Annotated in this window: 23 protein-coding genes; 17 read left to right on the forward strand and 6 right to left on the reverse strand. The window is 68.7% G+C overall.

From position 1 onward, the window contains the following. Positions 1–7: 7 nt before the first annotated feature. From CCO03_RS01260 to CCO03_RS20135, 3 genes are all read left to right on the forward strand, one after another. Positions 8–1,255, forward strand: a complete 1,248-nt coding sequence (locus CCO03_RS01260) for a CaiB/BaiF CoA transferase family protein (protein ID WP_087276178.1) — start codon at positions 8–10, stop codon at positions 1,253–1,255. Positions 1,256–1,362: 107 nt separating this feature from the next. Next, positions 1,363–2,343 carry a Bug family tripartite tricarboxylate transporter substrate binding protein gene (locus CCO03_RS01265; RefSeq protein ID WP_087276181.1) on the forward strand — a complete coding sequence of 327 codons (981 nt, stop codon included), beginning with the start codon at positions 1,363–1,365 and terminating at the stop codon, positions 2,341–2,343. A 471-nt stretch (positions 2,344–2,814) separates the two neighbouring features. Continuing rightward, a complete protein-coding gene (locus CCO03_RS20135; protein ID WP_157667433.1) occupies positions 2,815–3,786 on the forward strand; it encodes a TetR/AcrR family transcriptional regulator in 972 nt (323 codons plus the stop codon). Positions 3,787–4,168: 382 nt separating this feature from the next. On the opposite strand, the gene CCO03_RS01280 is transcribed toward CCO03_RS20135, so the two are convergent. From CCO03_RS01280 to CCO03_RS01305, 6 genes are all read right to left on the reverse strand, one after another. Further along, the gene (locus tag CCO03_RS01280; protein ID WP_087276188.1) at positions 4,169–5,650 is read right to left on the reverse strand and encodes an IPTL-CTERM sorting domain-containing protein; all 1,482 of its coding nucleotides are present in this window, start codon (positions 5,648–5,650) and stop codon (positions 4,169–4,171) included. A gap of 224 nt (positions 5,651–5,874) precedes the next feature. Beyond that, on the reverse strand, positions 5,875–7,134 hold the full coding sequence (locus CCO03_RS01285; RefSeq protein ID WP_087276191.1) for a serine hydrolase domain-containing protein: 1,260 nt from the start codon (positions 7,132–7,134) through the stop codon (positions 5,875–5,877). 343 nt (positions 7,135–7,477) lie between these two features. Beyond that, on the reverse strand, positions 7,478–8,239 hold the full coding sequence (locus CCO03_RS01290; protein ID WP_087276194.1) for a class II glutamine amidotransferase: 762 nt from the start codon (positions 8,237–8,239) through the stop codon (positions 7,478–7,480). Between the two features lie 146 nt (positions 8,240–8,385). Then, positions 8,386–8,628 carry a cysteine-rich CWC family protein gene (locus CCO03_RS01295; RefSeq protein ID WP_087276197.1) on the reverse strand — a complete coding sequence of 81 codons (243 nt, stop codon included), beginning with the start codon at positions 8,626–8,628 and terminating at the stop codon, positions 8,386–8,388. A 72-nt stretch (positions 8,629–8,700) separates the two neighbouring features. Further along, positions 8,701–8,988, reverse strand: a complete 288-nt coding sequence (locus tag CCO03_RS01300) for a hypothetical protein (RefSeq protein WP_087276200.1) — start codon at positions 8,986–8,988, stop codon at positions 8,701–8,703. 100 nt (positions 8,989–9,088) lie between these two features. Continuing rightward, positions 9,089–10,357 carry an MFS transporter gene (locus CCO03_RS01305; RefSeq protein WP_087276204.1) on the reverse strand — a complete coding sequence of 423 codons (1,269 nt, stop codon included), beginning with the start codon at positions 10,355–10,357 and terminating at the stop codon, positions 9,089–9,091. An 829-nt stretch (positions 10,358–11,186) separates the two neighbouring features. On the opposite strand from CCO03_RS01305, the gene CCO03_RS01310 reads away from it, so the two are divergent. The 14 genes from CCO03_RS01310 (at position 11,187) to CCO03_RS01375 (ending at position 25,663) form a co-directional block, all read left to right on the forward strand. Next, positions 11,187–12,203 carry a tripartite tricarboxylate transporter substrate binding protein gene (locus tag CCO03_RS01310; RefSeq protein WP_087283928.1) on the forward strand — a complete coding sequence of 339 codons (1,017 nt, stop codon included), beginning with the start codon at positions 11,187–11,189 and terminating at the stop codon, positions 12,201–12,203. 312 nt (positions 12,204–12,515) lie between these two features. Beyond that, the gene (locus tag CCO03_RS01315) at positions 12,516–13,508 is read left to right on the forward strand and encodes a Bug family tripartite tricarboxylate transporter substrate binding protein (protein WP_087276207.1); all 993 of its coding nucleotides are present in this window, start codon (positions 12,516–12,518) and stop codon (positions 13,506–13,508) included. Between the two features lie 14 nt (positions 13,509–13,522). Next, positions 13,523–14,713: a lipid-transfer protein gene (locus CCO03_RS01320; protein ID WP_087276210.1), complete on the forward strand. Its 1,191-nt coding sequence runs from the start codon at positions 13,523–13,525 to the stop codon at positions 14,711–14,713. 104 nt (positions 14,714–14,817) lie between these two features. Continuing rightward, positions 14,818–15,270: a MaoC family dehydratase N-terminal domain-containing protein gene (locus tag CCO03_RS01325; protein ID WP_087276215.1), complete on the forward strand. Its 453-nt coding sequence runs from the start codon at positions 14,818–14,820 to the stop codon at positions 15,268–15,270. An 11-nt stretch (positions 15,271–15,281) separates the two neighbouring features. After that, positions 15,282–15,704 carry a MaoC family dehydratase gene (locus CCO03_RS01330; RefSeq protein WP_087276217.1) on the forward strand — a complete coding sequence of 141 codons (423 nt, stop codon included), beginning with the start codon at positions 15,282–15,284 and terminating at the stop codon, positions 15,702–15,704. A gap of 23 nt (positions 15,705–15,727) precedes the next feature. Continuing rightward, positions 15,728–17,452 carry a long-chain-fatty-acid--CoA ligase gene (locus CCO03_RS01335; RefSeq protein ID WP_087276220.1) on the forward strand — a complete coding sequence of 575 codons (1,725 nt, stop codon included), beginning with the start codon at positions 15,728–15,730 and terminating at the stop codon, positions 17,450–17,452. 274 nt (positions 17,453–17,726) lie between these two features. Beyond that, complete coding sequence (locus tag CCO03_RS01340) at positions 17,727–18,545, forward strand: enoyl-CoA hydratase/isomerase family protein (RefSeq protein ID WP_087276223.1); 819 nt, start codon at positions 17,727–17,729, stop codon at positions 18,543–18,545. A gap of 43 nt (positions 18,546–18,588) precedes the next feature. Next, a complete protein-coding gene (locus CCO03_RS01345; protein ID WP_087276227.1) occupies positions 18,589–19,506 on the forward strand; it encodes an SDR family NAD(P)-dependent oxidoreductase in 918 nt (305 codons plus the stop codon). A 347-nt stretch (positions 19,507–19,853) separates the two neighbouring features. Continuing rightward, a complete protein-coding gene (locus tag CCO03_RS01350; RefSeq protein ID WP_087276230.1) occupies positions 19,854–20,240 on the forward strand; it encodes a Zn-ribbon domain-containing OB-fold protein in 387 nt (128 codons plus the stop codon). Between the two features lie 24 nt (positions 20,241–20,264). After that, positions 20,265–21,440 (forward strand): thiolase, encoded by a 1,176-nt coding sequence (locus CCO03_RS01355; RefSeq protein WP_087276233.1) that lies wholly within the window; start codon positions 20,265–20,267, stop codon positions 21,438–21,440. A 238-nt stretch (positions 21,441–21,678) separates the two neighbouring features. Beyond that, positions 21,679–22,710: a Bug family tripartite tricarboxylate transporter substrate binding protein gene (locus CCO03_RS01360; RefSeq protein WP_087276236.1), complete on the forward strand. Its 1,032-nt coding sequence runs from the start codon at positions 21,679–21,681 to the stop codon at positions 22,708–22,710. Between the two features lie 107 nt (positions 22,711–22,817). Further along, positions 22,818–23,975: an acyl-CoA dehydrogenase family protein gene (locus tag CCO03_RS01365; protein ID WP_087276239.1), complete on the forward strand. Its 1,158-nt coding sequence runs from the start codon at positions 22,818–22,820 to the stop codon at positions 23,973–23,975. Positions 23,976–24,046: 71 nt separating this feature from the next. Continuing rightward, positions 24,047–25,018 carry an NAD(P)H-dependent flavin oxidoreductase gene (locus CCO03_RS01370; RefSeq protein WP_087276242.1) on the forward strand — a complete coding sequence of 324 codons (972 nt, stop codon included), beginning with the start codon at positions 24,047–24,049 and terminating at the stop codon, positions 25,016–25,018. Positions 25,019–25,207: 189 nt separating this feature from the next. Beyond that, complete coding sequence (locus tag CCO03_RS01375; protein ID WP_087276246.1) at positions 25,208–25,663, forward strand: PaaI family thioesterase; 456 nt, start codon at positions 25,208–25,210, stop codon at positions 25,661–25,663. Positions 25,664–25,747: the final 84 nt, after the last annotated feature.

The raw sequence follows: 25,747 nt of genomic DNA on the forward strand, positions 1-25,747 counted from the left end.
CCAGCGCATGAACACCTCGACCGCTTCTCCTTCGTCATCCACCCCAGGTCCACTCGCCGGCATCCGTGTGCTCGACCTCACCGCCGTGGTACTGGGGCCTGTGGCCACGCAGACGCTGGCGGACTACGGCGCCGATGTCATCAAGGTCGAGAGTCCCGAGGGCGACCTCATGCGGGCCAACGGCGTCTCGCGCCACAAGGGCATGAGCTCCATCTTCCTCAACCTCAACCGCAACAAGCGCTCGGTCGTCATCGACCTGAAGGCGCCCAAGGGGCGGGCGGCGCTGTTGCGCCTGGCCGCGACCTGCGACGTGCTGGTGCACAACATGCGCGTCAAGGCCATCGAGCGGCTGGGCCTGGGCTACGAGGCGGTCAAGGCCGTCCGGCCCGACATCGTCTACTGCGTGGCCACCGGCTTTGGCGAAGCCGGTGTGGATGCGGGCAAGCCGGCGTTCGACGACGTGATCCAGGGCGCCTGCGGCCTGGCCGACCTGATCGGCCGCGAGTCCGGCAAGCCCGAGTACCCGCCTACGCTGCTGGCCGACAAGATCTCGGGCCTGGCCACGGCCAACGCCGTGCTGGCGGCCCTGGTGCACAAGGCGCGCACGGGCCAGGGCCAGCATGTCGAGGTGCCGATGTTCGAAACCATGGTCGCCTTCACCATGGCCGAGCACATGGGCGGCAAGACCTTTGTGCCGGCCACCGCGAGCGCCGGCTATGCGCGGCTGGTGCAGGGCGGACGCAAGCCCGCGCCCACGCGCGATGGCCACGTGGCCATGCTGCCCTACACCACCGAGCACTGGCAGCGCTTTTTCCGGCATTTCGACCGGCCCGACCTGGCCGCCAAGTACGACATCCAGGACCGCCACGAGCGCAACCGCCGCGTGGGCGAGCTGTACGCCGACCTGCGGGCGCTCACGGCACAGCACACCACGGCCGAGCTGGTGGACGCCTGCCGCCAGCTCGACATCCCGATCACCGAGATCTACGCCATCGACACCCTGGATCAGCACCCCCACGCCCAGAGCGTGGGCCTGTTCCAGGCCATGGACCACCCGTCCGAAGGCCCCATGGTCGCCATCCGGCCCACGGCCTTGTTCGCGGCCACGCCCACGTGCATCCGCACCCCGGCGCCCAAGCTGGGGCAAGACACCGAGGCCGTGCTGCACGAGGCGGGCTTCGAGGCGGCCGAGGTCTCGGCGCTGATGCAGGCCGGCGTCGTCCGCGGCGCGCTGCCGTCCGAGCCCGTGGCCTGATTTTGAATGGGGTATGCATGCATCATCGTTTTGCATGAAACGGCAATGACCTCATACCCCATGAACCATGTTCCCAGCCTTCACCACACCACAACACCGGAGACACCATGCACACCACGCTCACCCGCCGCCAGGTTCTGGCCCTGGGCGCCGGGGCCGCTCTGCTGACCCAGGGCACGGCCCAGGCGGAGTCGGCCTTTCCCAGCCGACCCATCAAGTTCATCCTGCCGTTCTCGGCCGGGGGCGGCACCGACGAAAGCTCGCGCGCCTTGGCCGACGAGCTGCAGAAGGCGCTCAAGGTGCCCGTGGTGTGCGAGAACAAGCCCGGCGCCAGCGGCGCCATCGCGGTGCAGACCGTCAAGGCCGCGCCCGCCGATGGCTACACGCTGCTCATCGCCACCAACTCGCTCGTCGCGGTCAACCCCGTGGCCTTGAAAAACCTGGGCTACGACCCCTTCAAGGACCTGACGCCGCTGCACGGCATCACCGTGTCGCCGCCCGTGGTCAGCGCGCCGCTGAACACGCCCTACAGCTCGGTCAAGGATGCCCTGCTCAAGGCCAAGGCCAGCGGCAACCCGCTCAAGATCGGCAACTACTCCGCCGGCTACGAGCTGCTGGCGGCCTGGCTGGGGCACCTCGAGGGCACGCCCGTCATCCACGTGCCCTACAAAGGCCCGTCCAACATGCTGGTCGACCTCGTGGGTGGCCAGCTCGATTTCGCCATCAGCGATCCGGCCAGCGCGCAGGAGCTGATCAAGGGCGGCAAGATCAAGGGCATGGCCACGGGCGCCGACCAGCGCGACCCCAGCATGGCCGACGTGCCCACCATGAAGGAGCAGGGGTACAAGGACTTCGAGTCCTACGTCTGGGCCTCGGTCTACGCCAAGGCCGGCACGCCGCCGGCCGTGCTCAAGACCCTGGCCGAGGCATTGAACGTGGCCAACCGCTCACCCACCATGGAAGCCCGCCGCGCCGGCCGGCCCGGCCAGCGCATGGACATGGCGCTGGGGGAGATGGGCAAGTTCCAGCGCCAGGAGTACGAACGCTTCAAGAAAGTGGCCCAGGCCACGAACTACCAGCCCAAGTGAGGCGTGCGTCGGTGCCTCTGGGCAGGTCACCGATGACCGCCCGCCGGGAAGGGGATCGGCAGCCTGTTGCGGGCCCGGCCGGGAGCCCGTGCTGGCGTGTCGCCGGAGTCCGGCTTGGGCCAGCCCGCCTCAAGGTCGGCCCCCAGCGTGCAGGTGCCGAACGGCGCTGGTGGCAACGCCGGGCCAGGACCCAATCGGGACGCCCGGTCGGGACGCCCTGTCGGGAACGCCTTTAGCATGCAGCCCCGGTGGACGTGCCGGGACGGCTGGCGTGAGGGCTTGCTGTGCTGACGTGGCGAGCCCGCGCTCGCGGCACCCCCGACCGCCGGGAGGCGCCGGTTCAGCCGAGCTGGCCCTGGGCTGGACGGGGCGGCCAGGTGTCTCGACCCCGCGCCGCCCGACCCGTGAACACCGCATGATGGCGCCAGCCGCCTTTCCTCGACTCCTGGCTTTCAACCTGCAGTACCCCGCATGAGCACCTCCGCATCGACGACCCGGACCCGACCCCCTCGCACCCCCTCTGCTGCCGCTGGCGAGGGGAGCAGCCCGTCGCCGCGCGTCCGGACCAGGACCGCCTCGACCCCATCCACCCGCAAGACCCGCCAGGCCGCCGCGATCGAGGCCGAGACGGGGACCGGAACCGGAACCGGAACCGCCAAAGCCCCTGAGGCTGCCAAGACCCGGGCCGCCCAAGCCGCCAAAGCCGAGGTCGCCAAGGCCACCCGAGCGATCCAAGCCACGGCCAGCACGGCCCCAGGCCGCGCGGCCAAGCAGCTGGCGCGCTCGCCGCGTGCCGCAGCGGGCGACGCCGTGCCGGCGGCCCGCCCGGCGCCGCGCCAGCGGCGCACGCAGGAGCAACGGCGCGAGGAGTCCGAGCTGCGCATGCTGGAAGCCGCGCTGGCGCTGGTGGCCGAAAAAGGCACGGTGCGCGTCACGCTGGCCGAGATCGGCGAGCGTGCCGGTTACAGCCGCGGCCTGCCCGCGCACCGCTTTGGCAGCAAGGCCAGGCTGCTCGCCACGCTGGCCGCCTTCATCCACGAGCGGTTTGGCCAGCAGTGGATGCCCCAGCCCGCCGAGCCCGGGCTGCCCACCATCGAGGCGGTGATCCGCGCCTACTTCACGCGCGATGCGTCCAGCCTGACGACGACGCGCGCCCTCATCGTCATGATGGCCGAGGGGGGGCTGGGCGACTCCGAGCTGCAACCCATCCTGGCCGACTACAACCGCAAGCTGCACCGCTACTACGTGCACCACATCGAGCGCGCGCAGCAGGCGGGGCAGGCCCGGGCTGACGTGGACGCCCACTCGCTGGCCGTGGTGCTGCTGTCCGCGTTTCGCGGCGCCATGCTGCAGCGCCTGAACGACCCCGACATCCAGCTCGACCGTGTGCGCGACGAGGTGCTGGCGCTGGTGCGCGCCCGCTTGCTCATCGATCCATCGTGATGGGCAGTATGGCCAGGTTGTCGTTTTGCATGAAACGGTAACAGGCTGATACTGCTGGACTTGACGGGTGTCAGCAGCCCGATTCAGTGTCCACGGTGGCCGGGGTTCCTGGGCTTGCGCACGGTGCGTGCGGCCACAGGCCCTGGGTCGCGCACGCGTGGCGCTTCACCGCCGGGGGCCGCCGAACGCTTGCATTCCCCGCTCACATCGCAACCCCTGGGTCTGTTCAGGGGTGAGCGCCGAGCCGCTGGCCACGGTGGCGCATCGCCGGTCACCGCCCCTCACCATGCACCCGCTGCATGGGCTGGGGTGCCATCGACGACCGCGCGTGTCGTTCGGCCGGGTGCGGGTCCACGGGGTGGCACAGCGCGCGAGGCCGGACTCAGGGCTGCCGCGCAGGCAGGCGGCGCGTGCGGCGCCACCCCAGGCCCGCCAGCAGGGCCGGCAGCAGGCCCAGGCTCCAGGGCGACAGCGCGGGCACCGGCGCCACCACGGCGGCAGCCGTCACCTCCAGCATCGCGCTCAGCGTGCCGGTGGCGCCCCAGATGTCCGTCACCGCGATGACGATGGGGTAGCTGCCCGTGGTGCCGGCTGCCGGCGTGCCCGAGAGCGTGCCATCGGGCGCCAGGCTCAATCCCGTGGGCAGGCTGCCGCTCGTCAAGGCAAAGGTGAACGGCGCCGTGCCGCCCACGGGCGCCAGCACCTGGCTGTAGGCCGTGCCCACCTGGGCATCGGGCAGCACGGCGGGCTGGATGATCAGTGCGCCTGGCGCGGTGACCACCAGCGTGTAGGCCTGGGTGCCTGTGGCGCCCCAGCGGTCGGTCACCGTGGCCTCGATGGCGTAGCTGCCCGCCGTGCCGGCCGCAGGCGTGCCCGAGAGCGCGCCATCGGCCGCCAGGCTCAATCCCGACGGCAGGCTGCCGCTGCTCAGTGCGAAGGTGAAGGGTGCCGTGCCGCCCACCGGGCTCAGCGTTTGGCTGTAGGCACTGCCCACCGTGCCATTGGGCAGGCTGGTGGGGGTGATGGCCAGCGCCGCGGGCGGGTCGATCACCAAGGTGTAGTCCTGCGTGTCTTCGCGGCCGTTGAAGTCGGTGACCAGGGCGGTGAAGGCGTAGCTGCCGGCCGTGCCCGCTGCGGGCGTGCCGCTCAGGGTGCCGTCGGTGGCCAGGGTCAGGCCGGTGGGCAAGGTGCCTGCGCTCACGTTGAACGCGTAGGGCGTGGCGCCGTTCGCAGCCACCAGGGCCTGGCTGTAGCTCACGCCCACCTGGCCCGCAGGCACCGTGGGGGTGGTGATGGCCAGCGGCATGGTGAAGTTCAGGCACCAGCCGCCCAGGCTGCCCACGTCGCCAGCCGCGTCATCCACGATGAACAACTGCCAGCTGCCATTGGGGTTCTGGCCGTTGAAGGTGGCCAGCTGGGTGGCCGTGTACGGGCCGGCCGGGGCTGGGGCGGGATAGTTGTCAGGCTGGAAGTTGTCGTAGTTGGTAGGGCGGTAGCTGCCCGATGCGATGGCCGTGTTGTCCGGCAGTGCAGCGGTTGCGGCGTCGTCCAGCAGCAGGTTGACGTTCACGAGGTCGAGGCTGCCGCCCACGTCGGACATCAGCACCAGGCTTTGGCCCGTGGGGGCCACCAGCAGCATGTCGATGTCGTCTGGGAAGGTGTGGTAGAGGCTGTTGAGGCTGACCGTGACTTTCATCGTCGAACCGGCCAGGCCGCTGACGTTGAGGGCCGAGGGGTAGGGGGTCGCGTTGCCTAAACTGGGGATGGAGGTGCTCGACGGGTTGCAGAAGGATTGGGCGTGGGTGCCACCGGCGGCCAGCACCAGGGCGGCGGCCGCGAAACAGGTTTGAAGGAGTTTGCGCATGGTGAGGGGCCAGGTGGTGGAGGTGGCGCACAGTCACGCCAAACCCAAAGTGTACGGATTAACGACAAAACGTTAAAAAATGCACAGTTCCACGAGGTGCACGCGTGACAGACGCTCGGTGCCTGTCGGGCAGGCTGGCGGGTGAATGGCCATGGCACCCGCGCCGGCTGGTCTGAATGCGGGCTGCGCCGGCCTTGACCCACAGCGCGTTCGCCGATTCGCCTTCAGTCGACGATGGCCTGGTTCACGAGGTTGCGCATGATGATGCGGTAGGGCACGCGCATGGCGGTGGATTGCATCATCAGCACGGCGAACAGCTCTTCCTGCGGATCGACCCAGAAGTAGGTGCCGTAGATCCCGCTCCACGAAAAGTCACCCACGCTGCCCGGCAGCGGGTTCAGGCCCGGTGCGGTGCGCACCGCAAAGCCCAGGCCAAAGCCCTGGCCCATCTCGGCGCTGGGCAGGTGCGAGCCGAAGAACGACATCTCCGGGCCCATGGCGATGCCGGGGTGCAGGTGGTTGCTGGTCATCAGCGCCACGGTCTTGCGCGACAGCAGGCGCACGCCGTCCAGTTCGCCGCCGTTGAGCCAGAACTGGCACAGGCGGGCGTAGTCGGCCATGGTGCTCACCATGCCGCCGCCGCCCGATTTGAAGGCCAGGTCGTCCGTGGGCTTGGGGATGGGGGGCAGCTGCAGGTTGGGGCCCTCGGGCTGCGGGTAGGCCGAGCGCGAGGCCTGGCTGGCGGGGGCCGAGAAGCCGGTGTCCACCAGCCGCAGCGGGCCGGCGATGTGCTCGGCCACGAATTCATCCAGCCCCTGGCCGGAGACCACCTCGACGATGCGACCCAGCACGTCGGTGGACACGCTGTACTCCCAGGCGGCGCCCGGCTGGTGCAGCAGCGGCAGTTGCGCCAGCTTGGTCACGAACTCGGCGTTGGTGTCGCCATGCCGGCCGACCTTGGCCTGGTTGTAGGCCTGCTTGATGGGGTGGTTGCCGGTGAAGCCGTAGACCAGGCCCGAGGTGTGGCGCAGCAGGTCCTGCACCGTCATCGAGCGCTTGAGCGGCACGCGGTTGAGCGTCAGCGTGCCATCGTCGGCCGTGACCAGCTGGCCCACGGTCAGTTGCGCGAACTCGGGCAGGTACTGCTCCACAGGGTCGGAGGTGGCCAGCTTGCCCTGCTCGACCAGCATCATGATGGCCAGCGAGGTGATGGGCTTGCTCATGGAGGCGATGCGGAACAGCGCGTCGGCCGTCATGGGGGCGCCCGATTGCGGGTCGCGCAGGCCGAAGCACTGCTCGTAGGCCACCTGGCCGCGCCGCGCGACCCAGACCACGGCGCCCGGGATCTCGCCCTCGTCCACCCCTTGCTGCATGCGGGCTGTGAGGCGGGCCAGGCGTTCGCTGGACAGGCCGACGGCTTCGGGTCGGGCCCGGGGCAGGGCAGGGGGCGTGGCGGAACGGTGCGCCGTGGCGGTGGGGCTCATGGGGATTCTCCAGATGAGGAACCGGCCATTGTTCGCCCAGGCGAGGGGCACACCTGTGCAGTGCGCGACAGCGGCGCGGGCGCCACGGTGGGCGGCTGCCGGGCGGTGCACAGCGGCGCAGCGTTCAGCGCAGGCGGTAAGGGGATTTTTGAGGAGTATGGGTCGCTTCTCGTTGGTTGAGAAACGAGAGGGTGAGCATACTGGTGAAATCGGATGAGCGGCGTGCCGATGGCGCCGAACCGGGCCCGTGCGTTCCGCATGACGCCCTGCGGTGCGACGCCAGGGCGCATGCCGCCATCCAGTCCGGCAACCGCGTGCCCAAGCGCGTCGAGGCCCGTGCAGGTCAGCGCACGGCGCCGTCGACGAACACCTTGAGTTCGCCGGACTCGAACGGGATCCAGGTTTCGTTGCGGGTCAGCGGCGTGGTGGCGATGACGGCCACGCGGTCGGTCGCCGTGGTCACCTGCTGGAAGTCCACCGACAGGTCCTCGTCGGCCAGCTGCGCGGTGTTGAACGGGTGCTGGCGCACGATGTAGCAGAGCTTGGTCGTGGCATGCGCCCACAGGGCTTCGCCGTTCGAGAGCAGGAAGTTGAAGGTGCCGAAGCGCGCGATGCGCGGGGCCAGCTCGCGCAGCGTCAGCGTCAGCTCATCGATGGGCGGCAGGCTGGCGTGCGACTTGGCCAGCTCCTGCATCAGCCAGCAGAAGGCCTGCTCGCTGTCGGTGCCGCCCACGGGGTGAAAGCCGGCGTGCAGGCGCGGCGCATAGCCGTGCAGGTCGCCGTTGTGGGCAAACACCCAGTAGCGGCCCCACAGCTCGCGCACGAAGGGGTGGCAGTTCTCCAGCATCACCTTGCCGTAGGTGGCCTTGCGGATGTGCGAGATGACGTTGCGGCTCTGGATGGGGTAGTTGCGCACGAAGTCGGCCAGGCGCGAGCTGCAGGCGGGCTCCACGTCGACGAACTGGCGCACGCCCGCACCCTCGAAAAACGCGATGCCCCAGCCGTCCGCGTGGTGGTCGGTGCGGCCGCCACGCTGCGCGAACCCCGCAAAGCTGAAGGTCACGTCGGTGGGCGTGTTGCAGTTCATTCCCAATAGCTGGCACATGCGGGCATTGTGGCGCAAGCGCGCCGGTCACCTGGCGCCGGTGGGCGGTTGGGCCGGGTCTGCCCGGCACAAGCGTGCGATGGTGCGCAGCGGCCGACCCACGGTGGCGCCACTGCCCCTGCATGACCCGCCCAGCGGGTGGCCCGTCAGCGGGTGGGGGTGGGCGGGGTGGCCAGCAGCCGCTGGGCGCAGGCGGCGCACACGCACTGGTCGCCCGGCAGGTCCGCGGGCAGGGCGGGCGCCAGCTGGCCGGTCCAGTCGGCGCTCATGCACCAGCAGGGCGCGGCGCTGCCTGGGGCCATGGCGCAGGCGTTGGACTGGCCGCACAGCGGGCAGGTCTGGGCCCGGTTCAGCGCCGGGGGCGGGGTGAGGGTGCTGCGGGGGTGCATGGTGAAGGTCAGTATGGGTCTATTGTCGTTGCTGATGCGACGGGAGCGCACTCATACTGCTTGTCGTTCGGGTCAACGCATGCCGCGCTTGCCGGAGGCTCCTTGCAGGGCGCCGGCGACCTTGCCGAGGGTGCCCGCATTCCGGGCGGCGCGGCCCAGCAGCGCGGCGGCCACGCCGCCCTTGACCAGCCCGCTCAGCATCGAGCGGCTTTTGCCGGCCGACAGCAGCAGCAGCGCGCCCGCGCCCAGGGCCAGTGCGTCCAGCACGGCGCCGGTCTTGCCGCCCGGGTGGGGCGGTGCAATGGGTTGGCCGTCACGGTCGAAGATGACGTCGCGGGTCTCGTCGGGGCTGGGGCGCATGGGCGGTCTCCGGGTGAAGGGAAGTGACCCGCCAGTGTAGGCAAACCCCGGTGCCGGCACGGCGGCTGGGGTTTGATTCGGTCGTTGGCGTGGCCGCGCGTCAGCCCGGCGGCGGGCCGTCGGCCTGTGGCAGCAACGCAAACGCCAGCGCGCCCAGCGCCAGCATCACGGCCACGGTCAGCAAGGCCGCTTCAAAGGTCTCCACACCGTGCGCCGCGGCCCAGGTGCTGACCACGCCGGTCAGCCACTGCATGAAGGCCACGCCCAGGAACATGCTGGTGTTGAGCAAGGCCATGGCGCGGCCCGTCAGCGCGGCCGGGTAGGCGCTCTTCACGTAGGCGTACTGCCACACGCCGTAGCCGGCCAGGTAGCCATAGCTGATGGCCGCCGCCATGTCGAACCACTTGGACTTGGCCACCGCCATGATGGCGAAGGCCACGGCGCCGAACAGCGCCAGCCCCACCATGTAGCGCGTGCGCTTGCGGCCGCCGGGGTCCAGCCGGCCGAACATGGCCGGCCCCACCAGGTTGCCCACGGTCATGATGAGGGCCACGTTGCCCGCCGCGATCAGCGACAGGCCGTGCCGCTCCTGCAGCAGCGGCCCCAGCCACAGGCCGCGCAGCGTGATGAAGGCCGCGTACGACACCAGCGCAAAGCACAGCAGCCCGGCCGTGTGCGGCATGCGCAGCAGCGGCAGCAGCTCGCGCACGGCCTTCAGAAAGCCGGGCCGCTCGCCCGTGGCGCTGACCGGCGCAGGCGCCGCGCCCTTGGAGCGTACGAGGAGGTAGATCAAGGCGGTGGACGTTGCCGCGATGCCGGTGAGCGCCCAATACCCGGCCCGCCAGTCCCACTGCTCGACGATGAAGGCCAGCGGCGTGCCGGTGAACAGGATGCCCAGGCTCGCGAAGCTCATGCACAGGCCCGACAGCGCGGTGAAGCGGGCGCTCTCGAATTCGCGAGCGATGAACACCGTGCAGGCCAGGAACGCCGGCGCGCAGCCCAGGCCGATCAGGCCCTGGCCCAGCAGCAGCGCGGTGTACGACTGCGCAGTGGCACAGACCACGGCCCCGACCACGGCCCAGGGCGCCGCGCACAGCACCGTGCGGCGCGGCCCGTAGACGTCGATGGCCACGCCCATGGCCAGCTGCGTGAGGCCGAAGGTGAGGTGAAAGGCCGCCGACCAGGCGCCCATCATCTGCGTGGTGAGGCCGAACTCCTGCGTCAGCGGCAGGCCCAGGATGGAGCCCACGGTGCGGAACGCCTGGCTGACGGCAAAGCCGCTGGCCAGCACGAACAGCATGGCCAGGGGGCTGATGCGCATCGCGGCGGGGCCGAGGGCTGGCGAAGGACGGGGATCGGGGCTGGACATGGCAGGGCGAGTGTGCCGCATGCGCCCCGCGCCGACACGCGCGGCCAGACGCCCGCGGAACAACATGGGGCCCCCACGCTCCCCTGCGCTGCGCGCATGGTGCGCTGCCCCTGACCGGGCGTCCCCCAAGGGGGCTGGCCTGGCTCGGGGCGGCCCTTCGCGGCGGCCGGGCCCCCACGCTCCCCTGCGCTGCGCGCATGGTGCGCTGCCCCTGACCGGGCGTCCCCCAAGGGGGCTGGCCTGGCTCGGGGCGGCCCTTCGCGGCGGCCGGGGCCCCCACGCTCCCCTGCGCTGCGCGCATGGTGCGCTGCCCCTGACCGGGCGTCCCCCAAGGGGGCTGACCTGGCTTGGGGCGGCTCTTCGCGGCGGCCGGGGCCCCCACGCTCCCCTGCGCTGCGCGCATGGTCCGCTGCCCCCCAAGGGGGCTGGCCTTGCTCGGGAGCGGCCCTTCGCGGCGGCCGGGCCCCGCGCTGCCCTGTGCTGTGCGCATGGTCCGCTGCCGCTGACTGGGTAGCCCTCGAGGATTGGCTGGCTCGGTGTGGCCTTTCGCGGCAGCCGGTGCGTGGTCATGGAGGGCGCACGGCTTGTGAAGCGCCGATGTTCGTGGCTTGGCGGTGCCGCTGCGTCTCGATAGGGCAGGCCTGGCTCGGGATCGGCCTTGGCTGCGGCTTGGTCCTCGCGCTTGCGCGTGCGTCGTGCGGGTTCGCGGGCGCTGTCGAGCTGGTTTCGCGTGGCCAGGTGAACGGCGATGTCGCTTGGGCGGTCGGTGGGGGCGGCAAGCTGCGGGATGATGGGCACCGACCGAACGGCCACGCAAGAAGGAGACGAGATGGCACCCGATACCCTGGCAACTTCCCACGCCGTGCGCGGCGGCTGGCGGCGACGCACGCTGGCGCTGTCGCTCGCAGCCTGCGCCCTGGGCCTGCCCCTGGCGGGCCAGGCGGCCGATGCCTGGCCGACCAAGCCCATCCAGCTGCTGATTCCCTACCCGCCGGGCGGCAGCACCGACCTCATCGCCCGCCCACTGTCCATCCGGCTGCAGGAGCGCCTGGGCCAGCCGGTGCTGCTGGAGTACAAACCCGGCGCGGGAGGTAGCGTGGCCAGCCAGGCCCTGGCGCGGTCCAAGCCCGATGGCTACACCTTCATCATGGTGTTGGCCGCGCACGCCATCAACGACAGCCTCTACCCCAAGCTGCCCTACAACACGCGCAAGGACTTCGCACCGGTGTCGCTGGTGGCCAACCTGCCCATGATCGTGGCCGGCAGCAAGTCGCTCAAGGCCAGGACCATCCCCGAGCTGATCGCCGAGGCCAAGGCCAACCCTGGCAAGCTGACCTTCGGCTCGGCCGGCAACGGCAACACCGGCCACCTGGCGGCCGAGCTGTTCAGCAGCATGGCCGGCATCAAGATGACCCACGTGCCGTTCAAGGGCAGCGCCGGCGTGGTCAATGCCATGCTGGCCGGCGAGATCGACCTGACTTTCGACTCCATCTCGACCTCGTGGCCCCACGTGAAGGATGGCCGCATGAACGGCCTGGCCGTGACCAGCGCCCAGCGCTCGCCGCTGGCGCCCAACGTGCCCACGATGCAGGAGCAGGGCGTCAAGGGTTTCGACATCAACGGCTGGTACGCCATCCTGGCGCCGGCCGGCACGCCCCCGGCCATCGTCGACCGCATGAGCCGCGAGATCGCCGCAGCCGTGGCCGAGCCGGCGCTCAAGGCCCAGCTCGCGGCCAGCGGTTACGTGCCCGTGGGCTCCACGCCCGAGCAGCTGGGGCAGCACATCGACGCCGAGATGGTGCGCTGGGCCAAGGTGGTCAAGGCCTCAGGTGCCAAGGTGGAGTGAGCGGTGAGCGGCGCACCCCGCACGGGCGCCGACGTGATCGCTTATGCCACTGGGCGCCGGCCTGAGACTGCCGCGCACGCCGCCATAGCGGCGGCTCGCTGTGGCAGCTCAGGCTGGCGGCCCTGATCGGTGTCGGTGTGTGGGTTGTCCCGCACGTGACCTCGAGGGTGGTGCATGAGCATTTATGCCAATCGAGCGAGCGTTCAGGCAATTTCACCCCGGCGGGTCGCTGACCATACTTCGCGCATTTGGCACCCCCGTGGTGCCTGGTTTGCGTGGCACCGCGCCGGTGCCCAACTGGAGTGAACTTTCATGCGCAATGCACGCCGCAGTTTTCTGCATTGGACCCTGGCCGCGACCGTGGCTGGAACCGGCACCTTCGGTGCGTCGCTGGCCCACGCCCAGGCGGACTACCCCGCTGCGGGCAAGACCATCCGCCTCATCGTGCCGTATCCGGCTGGCGGCGGCACCGACATCATCGCGCGCTCGCTGGGTGCCGAGCTGGGCCAGAACCTGAACGCGACGGTCATCGTCGAGAACAAGCCCGGCGCCAGCGGCATGCTGGGCAACACCCTGGTCGCCAAGTCGCCGGCCGATGGCTACACCATCCTGCTGGGCATCACGGCGCTGATCCAGGCGCCGGCGGTCTACCCCAAGGTGACCTACCAGGTGTCGGACTTCGCGCCCGTGTCGCTGATCGCCCGCTCCATGGACGTTTTCATGGTGCCGCGCTCGTCGGGCATCACCTCGCTGAAGGACTTCATCGCCAAGGCCAAGGCCGACAAGGGCATGAGCTTCGCCAGCTATGGCAACGCCACCTCGTCGCACTTCAACGGCGAGCAGTTCAAGCGTCAGGCGGGGGTGGACCTGGTGCACGCGCCGTATGCCGGTTCGGGTCCCGAGATGGCGGCTGTGCTGGGGGCTCAGGTGTCGTCGGCCTTCGTCGATGCCACGGCCATGAGCCCGCACCTGAAGTCGGACAAGCTGAACTTCCTGGCCGTGACCGGCACGCGCCGTCACCCCTCGCTGCCCAACGTGCCCACCTTCGGTGAGCTGGGCTTCAAGGGCCTGGAGGCCAACGGCTGGTTCGCCATGTTCGTGCCGGCCAAGACGCCGCAGCCCATCGTGGACAAGCTCTCGGCCGAGGTGCAGAAGATCGTCAAGACGCCGGCCATGACCAAGCGTCTGGCCGACATGGGCCTGATGCCGGCCGGCTCCACGGCCAAGGAAATGGCCGAGGTCATCCAGAAGGACACGCCGCACTGGGCGGGCATCGCCAAGACCGCGAACATCCAGATCGACTGAGCAGGGCCGCACCCATGAGCGCACAGGACGTGTATGTGATCGGTGTGGGCATGCTGCCCTTCACCAAGCCGGGCGCCAGTGCGCCGTACCACGAGATGGGCCGGGACGCGGCCCGGCTCGCGCTGCAGGACGCGGGCGTGCCCTACGACCGCGTGCGGCAGGCGTACGTGGGCTATGTCTATGGCGATTCGACCTGCGGCCAGGCGGCTGTCTATGGCGTCGGCCTGACCGGCATCCCGGTGTTCAACGTCAACAACAACTGCGCCACCGGCTCGTCGGCGCTGTTCCTGGCGCGCCAGGCCGTGTCCAGCGGGGCGGTCGACTGCGCCCTGGCCCTGGGGTTCGAGCAGATGAACCCCGGCGCGCTCAAGGGCGCGTTCGACGACCGGCCCAGCCCCATGGCCCGCTTTGCCGGCGTCATGAACGAGCTGCAGGGCACCGACCCGCAGGCGCCGCGTGCGGCGCAGTTCTTCGGCGGCGCGGCGCGCGAGCACATGAAGCGCTTTGGCACGCGGGCCGACACCTTTGGCCGCATCTCGGTCAAGGCGCGCCAGCACGCCGCGCGCAACCCGCTGGCCCTGTTCCGCCAGACGCTGACGCTGGAAGAGGTCATGGCCTCGGCCACGGTGTTCGACCCGCTCACGCGCTTTCAGTGCTGCCCGCCGACCTGTGGCGCCGCAGCGGCGGTGCTGTGCTCGGGCGACTTCGTCAAGCGGCATGGCCTCGAGGCCGCGGCCGTGCGCATCGCGGCCCAGGCCATGACCACCGACACCGGCAGCACCTTCGACGACGGCGACATGCGCCGTGTGGTGGGTTACGACATGACGGCGGCGGCGGCCCGCCAGGTCTACGAGCAGGCCGGCATCGGCCCGGACGAACTCGATGTGGTGGAGTTGCACGACTGCTTCACCGCCAATGAACTCATCACCTACGAGGCCCTGGGCCTGACGCCCGAAGGCACGGCCGAGCAGTTCGTGCTGGACGGCGACAACACCTATGGCGGGCGTGTGGTGACCAACCCATCGGGAGGCCTGCTGTCCAAGGGCCACCCGCTGGGTGCGACCGGCCTGGCGCAATGCGCCGAGCTGGTCTGGCAGTTGCGGGGTACCGCACAGCAGCGCCAGGTGGAAGGCGCGCGGCTGGCCTTGCAGCACAACCTGGGGCTGGGCGGCGCCTGCGTCGTCACGCTCTACCAAAAAGGCTGAAGGGTGGCATTGAATTGAGGTATGGCTTTGTTGCCGATGGTTTGAAAACGGTAGCAGGACCATACCCCATGCTGGTGAAGCGCTTCGGCACGTGAAGGAGACACATGATCGACACCAAGCACATCGGGCACGTCTTCGCGCCCTTCGAGGTGACCGTGGAAGCGGGCCGCCTGCGCTTCTTTGCCAAGGCCACCGGGCAACGCGACCCGGTCTACAGCGACGTGCAGGCCGCACGGGCGGCGGGCTTTCCCGACCTGCCGGTGCCCCCCACGTTCTTCATGTGCCTGGAGTCGGAAGCGCCGAATCCGGGCCTGATGCGTGACCTGCTGGAGATCGACTACCGCTACGTGCTGCACGGCGAGCAGCACTTCACCTACCACCGCATGGCCTTCGCCGGCGACGTGCTGCGTTTTCAGCAGCGCGTGGCCGACATCTACGCCAAGAAGGGCGGGGCGCTGGAGTTCGCCGTGCGCGAAACCACCGTGCACAACCAACGCGGCGAGCTGGTCGCCGAGCTGCGCGGCGTCACCGTCGTGCGTCACCCCCAGGCCGCGTGAGGAGCACCGCCATGAGCACCCAACTGCGCTTTGACGACGTGAAGGTGGGCGATGCCCTGCCACCCCTGACCCTGTCGCCCGTGTCGCGCACCGACCTGGCGCTGTACTGCGGCGCCTCGGGCGACCACAACCCCATCCACGTCGACATCGACTACGCCAAGGCGGCCGGCATGCCCGACGTGTTTGCCCACGGCATGCTGTCCATGGGCTGGCTGGCGCGCCTGCTGACCCACTGGGCGCCGCAGACCGCGCTGCGCCAGTACGGCGTGCGCTTCGTCGCCATCACCCACATCGGCAACGAGATCACCTGCACGGGCGACGTGGTCGAGAAAGCCGAGGTGGCCGGCGAACGCCGCGTCAAATTGGCGTTGACCACGCGCGACCAGCATGGTGACGTCAAGCTGACGGGTGAAGCCTGGCTGGCCTTGCCCTGACACCCCTGAACCCGAGACCGCACATGAGCGCCACACCGACCCGCAGCCCCTTCTGGCCCAAAGGCCTGCCATCCGCCATCCTGGCGCCTGAAGTGCCGCTGCCGCACTACCTCAAGACCGCGGCCGAGCGATTCCCCGGTCGGCCCGCCATCGTCTTCGGGGGGGCCGAGCTGAGCTATGCCCAGCTGTGGCAACAGGCGCAGGCCGTGGCTGGCCACCTGGTGGCGCGCTGCGGTGTCCAGCATGGCGATCGTGTGCTCATCATGAGCCAGAACTGCCCCCAGTATGTGGCGGCCTACTACGGCATCTTGCTGGCTGGCGCGGTGGTGGTGCCCGTCAACGCCATGACGACCAGTGCCGAGCTGAGCTACTACGTGCAAAGCAGCGAAGCGCAGACCATCGTGGTGGCGCAGGAGCTGCTGCCCCAAGCCCTGGCCAACTTCGCGCCGGCGGGCGCAGCCGGCCTGCAGCATGGCATCGTGCTCACCTACAGCGATGCGCTGGCCGGTGTGGCCGCCGAGGCCCTGTGGCCGGCCCTGCCGCCGGTCGTGACCGCGGCGGCCGAAACGCTGTCGGATGATCGCCTGAGCGCCTGGCGCTCGGTGCAGGCCGCGGCCTTGCCCGCACCCGCACTCGAGCGCGTGGCGGTGGACGACCTGGCGGTGCTGCCCTACACCTCGGGCACCACGGGCCACCCCAAGGGCTGCATGCATTCGCACCGCACCATGCTGACCTCGGCGCTGGGGGCGGCGTACTGGCGCGGCTTTCATGCCGAGTCGGTCTTCATGTCTGCCGCGCCTTTGTTCCACCTGCTGGGCATGCAGAACGCCATGAACACGCCCATTGCCGTGGGCTGCACGGTGGTCATGATGCCGCGCTGGAATGCCGAGTTGGCGGGCGAGCTCATCGAGCGCTACCGCGTGTCGGTGTGGACGGCGCCGCCGGCGATGCTGATCGACTTTTTCACGCACGCCAGCACCCCTGCGCGTGACCTGAGCAGCCTGGCGCTGCTGTCGGGCGGTGGCGCGGCCATGCCCGAGGCCGTGAACACCATGATCACCGAGCAGCATGGCATCGCCTTCAACGAGGCGTATGGCATGACCGAGTCGGCGTCGTTCCTGCATGCCAACCCCGTGCAGCGCGGCAAGAAGCAGTGCCTGGGCATTCCCACCTTTGGTGTGAGCTCGCTCGTGGTCGACCCGGCCACGCTGGAAGAGGTGGCGCCCGGCGAAGTCGGCGAGCTGGTGACCAGCGGGGCGCAGATCATGCTGGGCTACTGGCGCAACCCCGAGGCCAACGCCAGCAGCTTCTTCGAGCGCGACGGCAAGCGCTTCTTCCGCACCGGCGACCTGGTGAGCGTGGACGAAGACGGTTACTACTTCATGCGCGACCGCCTCAAGCGCATGATCAACGTGTCGGGCTACAAGGTGTGGCCGGCCGAGGTCGAGTCCATGCTGTACGAGCACCCCGCGGTGCGCGAGGCATGCATCATCGCCCTCAAGGACGCCAAGGCGGGCGAACAGGTCAAGGCCCTCATCGTGCTCAAGCCCGAGTTGCGTGGCCAGACCACCGCCGAAGACATCATCGCCTGGGCACGCCAGCGCATGGCCGTGTACAAGGCGCCGCGTCAGGTCGAGTTCGTGGACGAGCTGCTCAAGTCGGGCACGGGCAAGGTGATGTGGCGCGAGCTGCAAGAGCAGGCCCAGCAAGCGCAGGACCGGGCACAGAACGCCATGGGCGTGGACTGATCGGCATGACCCAAGGCCGCTCGCGCGCACGGGGCCTGCCCCCGCAGCCTTCGTGCCCTAGGGGTATGCCCCAGGTCACAGCTGTGACAGCGTTGTGCATCGGCCTGTCGGCCAATGGTGGATATTGCGCCCCGGTGTTCCGTGCCGTCGCCCGCGCGAGCGGCCCCGCTACCGCCGCCATGACGCGTCCCTGGCGGCAGTATCTGGCAATCAGCGGTAAGAAAATATCGGAACACACGGCATACCCCTCACTTGCCATGACTCAGGAAACCGCATGAACATGAATTTCGACACCTTGCGCTTCGAGGTTGAAAACGGCGTGGGCACCATCACGCTGGACAACGAGCGCAAGCGCAACGCCTTCGACATGGCCATGCGCGAAGGCCTGGCCAAGGTCGTGGCCCACATCAAGACCGACCGCAGCATCCGCGCCGTCATCCTCACCGGGGCCCACAACCATTTCTGCTCGGGCGGCGACCTGTCCAACATCGCCGCCAGCAGCGACCTGGGCACCGATGGCTGGCGCAACCGCCTGCAGGACGTGCACCACTGGATCCGCGACCTGTTGACGCTGGACCGCCCCATCATCGCGGCCTGCGACGGTGCGTCGTACGGCGCCGGTTTCTCCATGGCGCTGCTGGCCGACATCATCCTGGCCACGCCGCGCGCGAAGTTCTGCATGTCCTTCATGAAGGTCGGCCTGGTGCCCGACTGCGGCGCCTTCTACACCCTGCCGCGCGTGGTCGGCGTGCAGCGCGCCAAAGAACTGCTGATGTCCGCCCGCGAGCTGGACGTGAACGAGGCCAAGGACCTGGGCATCGTGCTCGAGATCCACGAACCCGATCAGCTCATGGCCCGTGCCCGCGCCATGGCCGAAAGCTTCACCCAGGCCAACCCGGCCGCCATCGGCATGGTCAAGCGCACCATGAACAGCGTGGGTGGCCTCGACCTCGACAACCTGCTGGACATGGAAGCCTCGGCCCAGGCCCTGGCCATGTTCACCCCCGAGCACAAGGTGGCCATCCAGGCCTTCCTCGACAAGAAGGCGCCACCGTACAGCTGGAAACCCAACCCCCAGGCAGTCAAGGCGTGAGCCTGGCACCTGGCCAACCGATCCATTGAAGAAGGAGATTGAAATGAGCGAGAAACTGGTGCAAGACAAGGTCATCATCGTGACCGGCGCAGGCGGCGGCATCGGCCGTGACTTCGCCCTGGCCCTGGCCAAGGAAGGCGCCAAGGTCGTGGTGAACGACATCGGCGCTTCGGTGACCGGCGAAGGCAACGACGCTGGCCCGGCCCAGAAGGTCGTGGACGAGATCAAGGCCGCCGGTGGCCAGGCCGTGGCCAACACCGACTCGGTGGCCGACGCCTCGGCCGCTGCCAAGATCGTGCAAAGCGCGCTGGACACCTTCGGCCGCATCGATGGCGTGATCAACAACGCCGGCATCCTGCGCGACCGCATGTTCCACAAGATGAGCCTGGACGAGTGGGACGCCGTGCTCAAGGTGCACCTGTACGGTTCGTATTACATGAGCCGCGCTGCCGCCAACCACTTCAAGGAGCAGGAAAGCGGTGCCTTCGTGCACATGACCTCGACCTCGGGCCTGATCGGCAACAACGGCCAGGCCAACTACGCCGCCGCCAAGCTGGGCATGATGGGCTTGTCCAAGTCCATCGCCCTGGACATGCAGCGCTACAACGTGCGTTCGAACTGCATCGCGCCCTTCGCCTGGAGCCGCATGATCGGTTCGATCCCGACCGACACGCCCGAGCAGCAAGCCCGCGTTGCCAAGATCCAGCAAATGACCCCCGCCAAGATCGCCCCGCTGGCCGTCGCCCTGATGAGCGACAAGGCCAAGGACACTAACGGCCAGGTCTTCGTCGTGCGCAACAACGAAATCTTCCTGATGAGCCAGCCGCGCCCCGTGCGCTCGGTGCAGCGCAGCGAAGGCTGGACGCCCGAGACCGTGATCGAGCACGCCCTGCCGGCCTTCAAGGGCAGCTACTTCGGCCTGGACAAGTCGGGCGACGTGTTCAGCTGGGATCCGGTCTGAACCATTGACCCCTACGCGCCCTGTGCGCTGCGCGCATGGTCCGCTGCCCCTACGCCGGGCGCCCCCCGAGGGGGCCCGCTTCGCTCGGGAGCGGCCCTTCGCTTCAGCGAGGTCTTGGCGACAGCCCATGCGTGCTTGCACGCATCGATCAGGGCGCGCGGGGCTTCTGCCCGTGGCGGCGCGTGCGCGCGTCGTCACGTTCGAGTGTGTTCAATCAATGGCAGTATGCATTCATTCTCGTTCATTCATGAACGAAAAAATGTCCATACTGCCTTTGCTTGACCATGCTGACGTGGCCTGAATCCTCAGGACCACGCATCCACAACCCAAGCTTCAGGTGAACCACCATGTCTGACACCATCGACCTGGCCAAGGCCGGGATCGAGCTGCGCCACAAGGCCGAGCTCGACCAGGGCAATTTCCTCATCGGATACAGCGCGACCAGCGGCAAGTACCACTACTACCCACGCGAGAACTGCCCCTTCAGCGGCGCGGGCGACGTCACCCTGGTGGCCCCCAAGGGCACCGGCGTGGTCTATTCCTTCACCGTGGTGGCGCGCAAGCCCGAGGCGGGCGGCGACTACAACGTGGTGCTGGTCGACCTGGACGAAGGCGTGCGCCTGATGAGCCGCATCGAGGGCGTGGACCCGCACTCGGTCAAGATCGGCCAGCGCGTGAAGACCCGCGTGCAGGTCACCGACGGCAAAGGCCTGGTGGTCTGCGATCTGGCGTGAAGCTGCGAACAAGGAACTTTTGACATGACCGATTTGAAATCCTTGCGCGGCAGCTGCGCGATTGCAGGCGTGGGCCTGTTTGGCAACGGCGAGGCCCACGGCTTCACCGACATGGAACTGCTGGCGCGCTCGGCGCGCATCGCCATCGAAGACGCCGGCCTCACGCTGGCCGACATCGACGGCATCGCCACCTGCTCGGTGTCCGCCTCGATGTGGACCATGCCCGTCATCGAGTACCTCGGCATCCGCCCGAACTACATCGACGGCACCATGATCGGTGGCTCGAGCTTCATCGCCCACCTGCTGCCGGCCATGATGGCGCTGCAGTCCGGCCAGTGCAACGCGGTGCTGGTCTGCTACGGCTCGGTGCAGCGCACGGCCGCCAACGGCCGCAAGGCGCAGGCGCCCATGCGCAAGCAGATGGACCCGCAGCCCTACGAGCACCCCTACGACCCGTTCAACCCGGCCAGCTCGTACGCCATGGCGGCGCACCGCCACATGCACCAGTACGGCACCACGCGCGAGCAGCTGGCCGAAGTGGCCGTGTCGGCACGCAAGTGGGCGCAGCTGAACCCCGAAGCCTTCATGCGTGGCCCGCTCTCCATCGAGGACGTGATCAACGCCAAGCCCGTGACCACGCCGTTCACCGTGCGCGATTGCTGCCTGGTGACCGATGGTGGCGGCGCCTTCGTGCTGGTGCGGGCCGACCGCGCCAAGCACCTGAAGCAAAAGCCGGTCTACGTGCTGGGCAACGCCACGGCGTGCTGGAACCGCCAGATCTCGTCCATGCACGACCTGACCGTGTCGGCCGCGCAGCAGTCGGGCCAACAGGCTTTTGCCATGGCCGGCCTGCAGCCCAAGGACATCGGCGTGCTCGAGCTGTACGACGCCTTCACCATCAACACGCTGCTGTTCCTGGAAGACCTGGGCTTCGTGCCCAAGGGCGAGGCCGGCCGTTTCGTCGAGGGCGGCACCATCGCCCCGGGCGGCAAGCTGCCCGTGAACACCAACGGCGGCGGCCTGTCGTGCACCCACCCGGGCATGTACGGCATCTTTGCCCTGATCGAAGCCGTGCGCCAACTGCGTGGCGAAGGCGGCGACCGCCAGGTGCAGGGCGTGCACACGGCCCTGGCCCATGGCAACGGCGGCACGCTGTCCAGCCAGGCCACGGCCATCCTGGGCACGGCCGACGCGCTGTGAGGCGGGCTTCGGGCGGTCTCACCGAGGCCGTCCGAAGCTGCCAGCGCCCGCCCGGGCGCTGCGTTTCCGGACCGGATGGCCCCCGGCCACACCCTCGCCCCGTGATGGGGTGACGAGGCCGGCAACCCCCGCGTCCACCACAGGCCATGTCGGCAACCGCCGGCATGGCCTGATCCACAACCGGTTCGGGCTCCCCCGATCCGGCCTTTGTTCACGTTCATTTGACAGGAGTATTCACATGTTGTTGTTTCGGAATCAACGTCATTCGCTGCATACTCCTGTTGTGTATGCGCGCCGCCAGCTGCTGACGCTGGGTGCCGCCGGACTGGCCGTGCCGGCGCTGCTGGCGGCCACGCCCGCCCTGGCCGACGCCTGGCCCCACAAAGCCATCACCATCGTCGTGCCCGCCGCGGCTGGCGGCACCACCGACATGGCGGCCCGCCTGCTGGCGCAGGACATGGGTCAGCAGCTGGGCCAGAGCGTGGTGGTCGACAACCGCGCCGGCGGTGGCGGCATCATCGGCACGCAGGCCGCGCTGGCGGCCAAGCCCGATGGCTACACGCTGCTGATGGGCAACATCGGCCCCAACGCCATCAACTACAGCATGTACAAAAAGCTGCCGTACAAGCCGGCAGACCTGGTGCCGCTGACCAACGTCATCTCGGTGCCCAACGTGCTGGTCGTGCATGCCGATTCGCCCTTCAAGACCGTGGCCGAGCTGATCGCCTACGCCAAGGCCAACCCGACCAAGATCACCATGGGCTCGACCGGCACCGGCCAGTCGCCCCACATGTCGGCCGAAATGTTCATGCAGCGCGCCGGCTTCACGGCGCCCCACGCGCCCTACAAAGGCGCCGGCCCGGCCGTGCAGGGCCTGCTGGGCAAGCAGTTCGACTTCATGATCGACAACCTGCCCAGCTCGCTGCCGCACATCCAGGCCGGCAAGTTCCGCGCCCTGGCCGTCACCAGTGCCAAGCGCAACCCTGCGCTGCCCAACATCCCCACCATGGCCGAAGCCGGCGTGAAGGACATGGTCGTCACCGCCTGGTTCGGCCTGTTTGCACCGGCTGGCGTGCCCCAGGCCGTGCAGGACAAGGTCCACGCCGCCGCCGCGCACGCCCTGCAGCAGCCCGAGGTGCGCAAGCGCCTGACCGAGCAGATGGGCGGCGAGGTCGGCGGCGAATCGCAGGCCGACTACAAGGCCTTCGTCGCGGGCGAAATCCAGCGCTGGTCGCAGGTGGTGAAGCAGGCCGGCATCTCGGCCGATTGAGGAGGCCGCCGGGCGGCGTTTTCGCTGTGGTCTGCCGCAGCGATTCGGGGCCCCGCCGGTGCCAAGATCGACCGATTCACATCCCCATCAAGCAGTAAGGAAACACCATGATCCGCGATCCAGAAACCATGAACGTCTTCGTCGACACCGTGCAGCGTTTTGTGCGCGAGCGCCTGGTGCCGGCCGAAGAGGTGGTGGCGGAGACCGATGCCATCCCGGCCGACATCGTGCAGGAGATGAAGGACATGGGCATGTTCGGCCTGACGGTGCCCGAGGAGTTCGGCGGCCTGGGCCTGACCATGGAAGAGGAGGTGCTGGTCATGCTCGAGATGGGCAAGACCTCGCCGGCCTTCCGCTCGCTGTTCGGCACCACCGTGGGCATCGGCTCGCAAGGCATCCTGATGGACGGCACGGCCGAGCAGAAGGCCGAGTACCTGCCCAAGCTGGCCAGCGGCGAGCTCATCGCCTCGTTCGCGCTGACCGAGCCCGATGCCGGCTCGGACGCGGCCTCGCTGCGCACCACCGCCGTGCGCGACGGCGACGACTACATCGTCAACGGCACCAAGCGCTTCATCACCAACTCGCCGCACGCGGGCATCTTCACGCTGATGGCGCGCACCAACCCCGACAACAAGGGCGCGGGTGGCGTGTCGGCCTTCATCGTCGATGCCAAGTCGCCCGGCATCAGCATCGGCAAGATCGACAAGAAGATGGGCCAGAAGGGCGCCCACACGGCCGACGTGATCTTCGAGAACTGCCGCGTGCCGGCCAAAAACATCATCGGCCTGAAGGAAGGCCAGGGCTTCAAGACCGCGATGAAGGTGCTGGAAAAAGGCCGCATCCACATCGCCGCCATCGCCGTGGGCTGCGCCGAGCGCATGCTGCAGGATTCGCTGGCCTATGCCATGGAGCGCAAGCAGTTCGGCGAGCCCATCGCCAACTTCCAGCTCGTGCAGGCCATGCTGGCCGATGGCCAGGCCGAGCTGTACGCCGCGCGCTGCATGGTGCTCGACGCCGCACGTCGCCGCGATGACGGCAAGGACGTGGCGGTCGAGGCGTCGTGCTGCAAGATGTTCGCCACCGAAGCCTGCGGCCGCATCGCCGACCGCGCTGTGCAGATCTTTGGCGGTGCCGGCTACCTGAGCGAATACGGCATCGAACGTTTCTACCGCGACGTGCGCCTGTTCCGTCTGTACGAGGGCACAACCCAGATTCAGCAGATTGTGATCGGGCGTGGCATGGTCAAAAACGGCCACGTGAGCTGATTGCGGACTGAATTGGGTGGCAGGATGGTCTGCCGCCCGTTTTATTGTGAACCATTGTGAGGGGATACTCCATGAAGACAAAAATCACCGAGATGCTGGGCATCGAATACCCGATCATCCAGGGCGGCATGCAGTGGGTGGGCCGTGCCGAACTCGCCTCGGCCGTGTCCAACGCGGGCGGCCTGGGTATCCTGACCGCGCTGACCCAGCCCACGCCGGCTGACCTGGCCAAGGAAATCGAACGCTGCAAGACCATGACGAGCAAGCCGTTCGGCGTGAACATCACGCTGTTGCCCATCGTCAAGGCGCCTCCGTACGAAGAAATCGTGCAGGTCATCATCGACGGCGGCGTCAAGGTCGTGGAAACCGCGGGCAACAGCCCCAAGGAATTCACCGCCAAGCTCAAGGACGCCGGCATCGTCGTGGTCCACAAGTGCACGTCGGTGCGTCACGCCCTGTCGGCCCAGCGCAATGGCGTGGATGCCATCTCCATCGACGGCTTCGAGTGCGCCGGTCACCCCGGTGAAGACGACGTGCCCGGCCTGGTGCTGATTCCGGCCGCTGCGCGTGCGCTCAGCATCCCCATCATCGCCTCGGGCGGCATCGCCACCGGCGCCGGCATGGCCGCTGCCCTGACCCTGGGTGCCGAAGGCGTGAACATGGGCACGCGCTTCATGGCGACGAAAGAAGCGCCCATCCACGACAACATCAAGCAGGCCCTGGTGGCCGCTGGTGAACGCGACACGCGCCTGATGTTCCGCACCATGCGCAACACCTCGCGCGTGCTGGCCAACGACATCTCCAACGAGGTCGTCGAAGCCGAACGCCGTCCCGGTGGCGTCAAGTTCGAAGAAATCCACCACCTGGTGGCCGGTGTCCGTGGCCGTGCCGCCATGGAAAGCGGCCAGGTCAACGACGGCGTGGTCTCGGCCGGCCAGGTCGTGGGCCTGATCGACGACGTGCCCACCTGCCAGGAGCTGATCCAGCGCATGGTCAAGGAATGCCGCGAGGCCCTGGCCCGCGCCACCGCCTGGGCCGCCTGAGGTTGACCCCCACGCTCCCCTGCGCTTCGCGCATGGCCCCCGCAAGGCGGCCTGCTGCGCCGGGGTCGGCCCGTCGTTTCGGCGATGCGGCCGCCTGTGCGTCAAGGCCTGGCTGGCGCGCAGCGGGGCGTGTTTCCAATGCCTGCGAAGGCAGGTATCTGGCGTTCACCGCCTGAATTCATTTGCACCATGAGCAGTACTGCTGACATTCAAGACGCTGCGGCGCTGGCCGCCCGCAAGGCCGAACTGAAGGCCAAGGCCGATGCCTTGTTCGCCAAGGTCACCTTCAACCAGATGATTGGCCTGAAGCGCGAGTTTGCCGAGGCTGGCGTCTCGCGCCTGGTGCTGCCCATCAACCCGCAGCTGTTCAACAACTTTGGCGTCGTGCACGGCGGCGTGCTCATGTCCATGCTGGACAGCACCATGACGGCCGCGGCGCTGTCGCGCTTCGAGTTCGAGCGCCTGGTGGTCACCGTCGACCTGCAGACGCAGTTCGTCAAATCCGGACGCGGCGTGCTCACCGGCCACGGCAAGGTCGTGGGCGGCGGCAAGTCGCTGGCCTTCTGCGAGGGCCGCATCGAGGACGAACAGGGCGACCTTGTGGCCAAGGCCTCGGCCGTGTTCAAGTACGTGACCTCCGCCTGACCGCCTTCCCCTTCACCCCACGCGCGTGATGCGCGCCCGGCCCGCCACCGGCGGGGCTCCAACGGCTTCCCAGCCTCCTTTCAT

This window comes from Comamonas serinivorans (assembly GCF_002158865.1).
Lineage (GTDB): Bacteria > Pseudomonadota > Gammaproteobacteria > Burkholderiales > Burkholderiaceae_C > Comamonas_E > Comamonas_E serinivorans.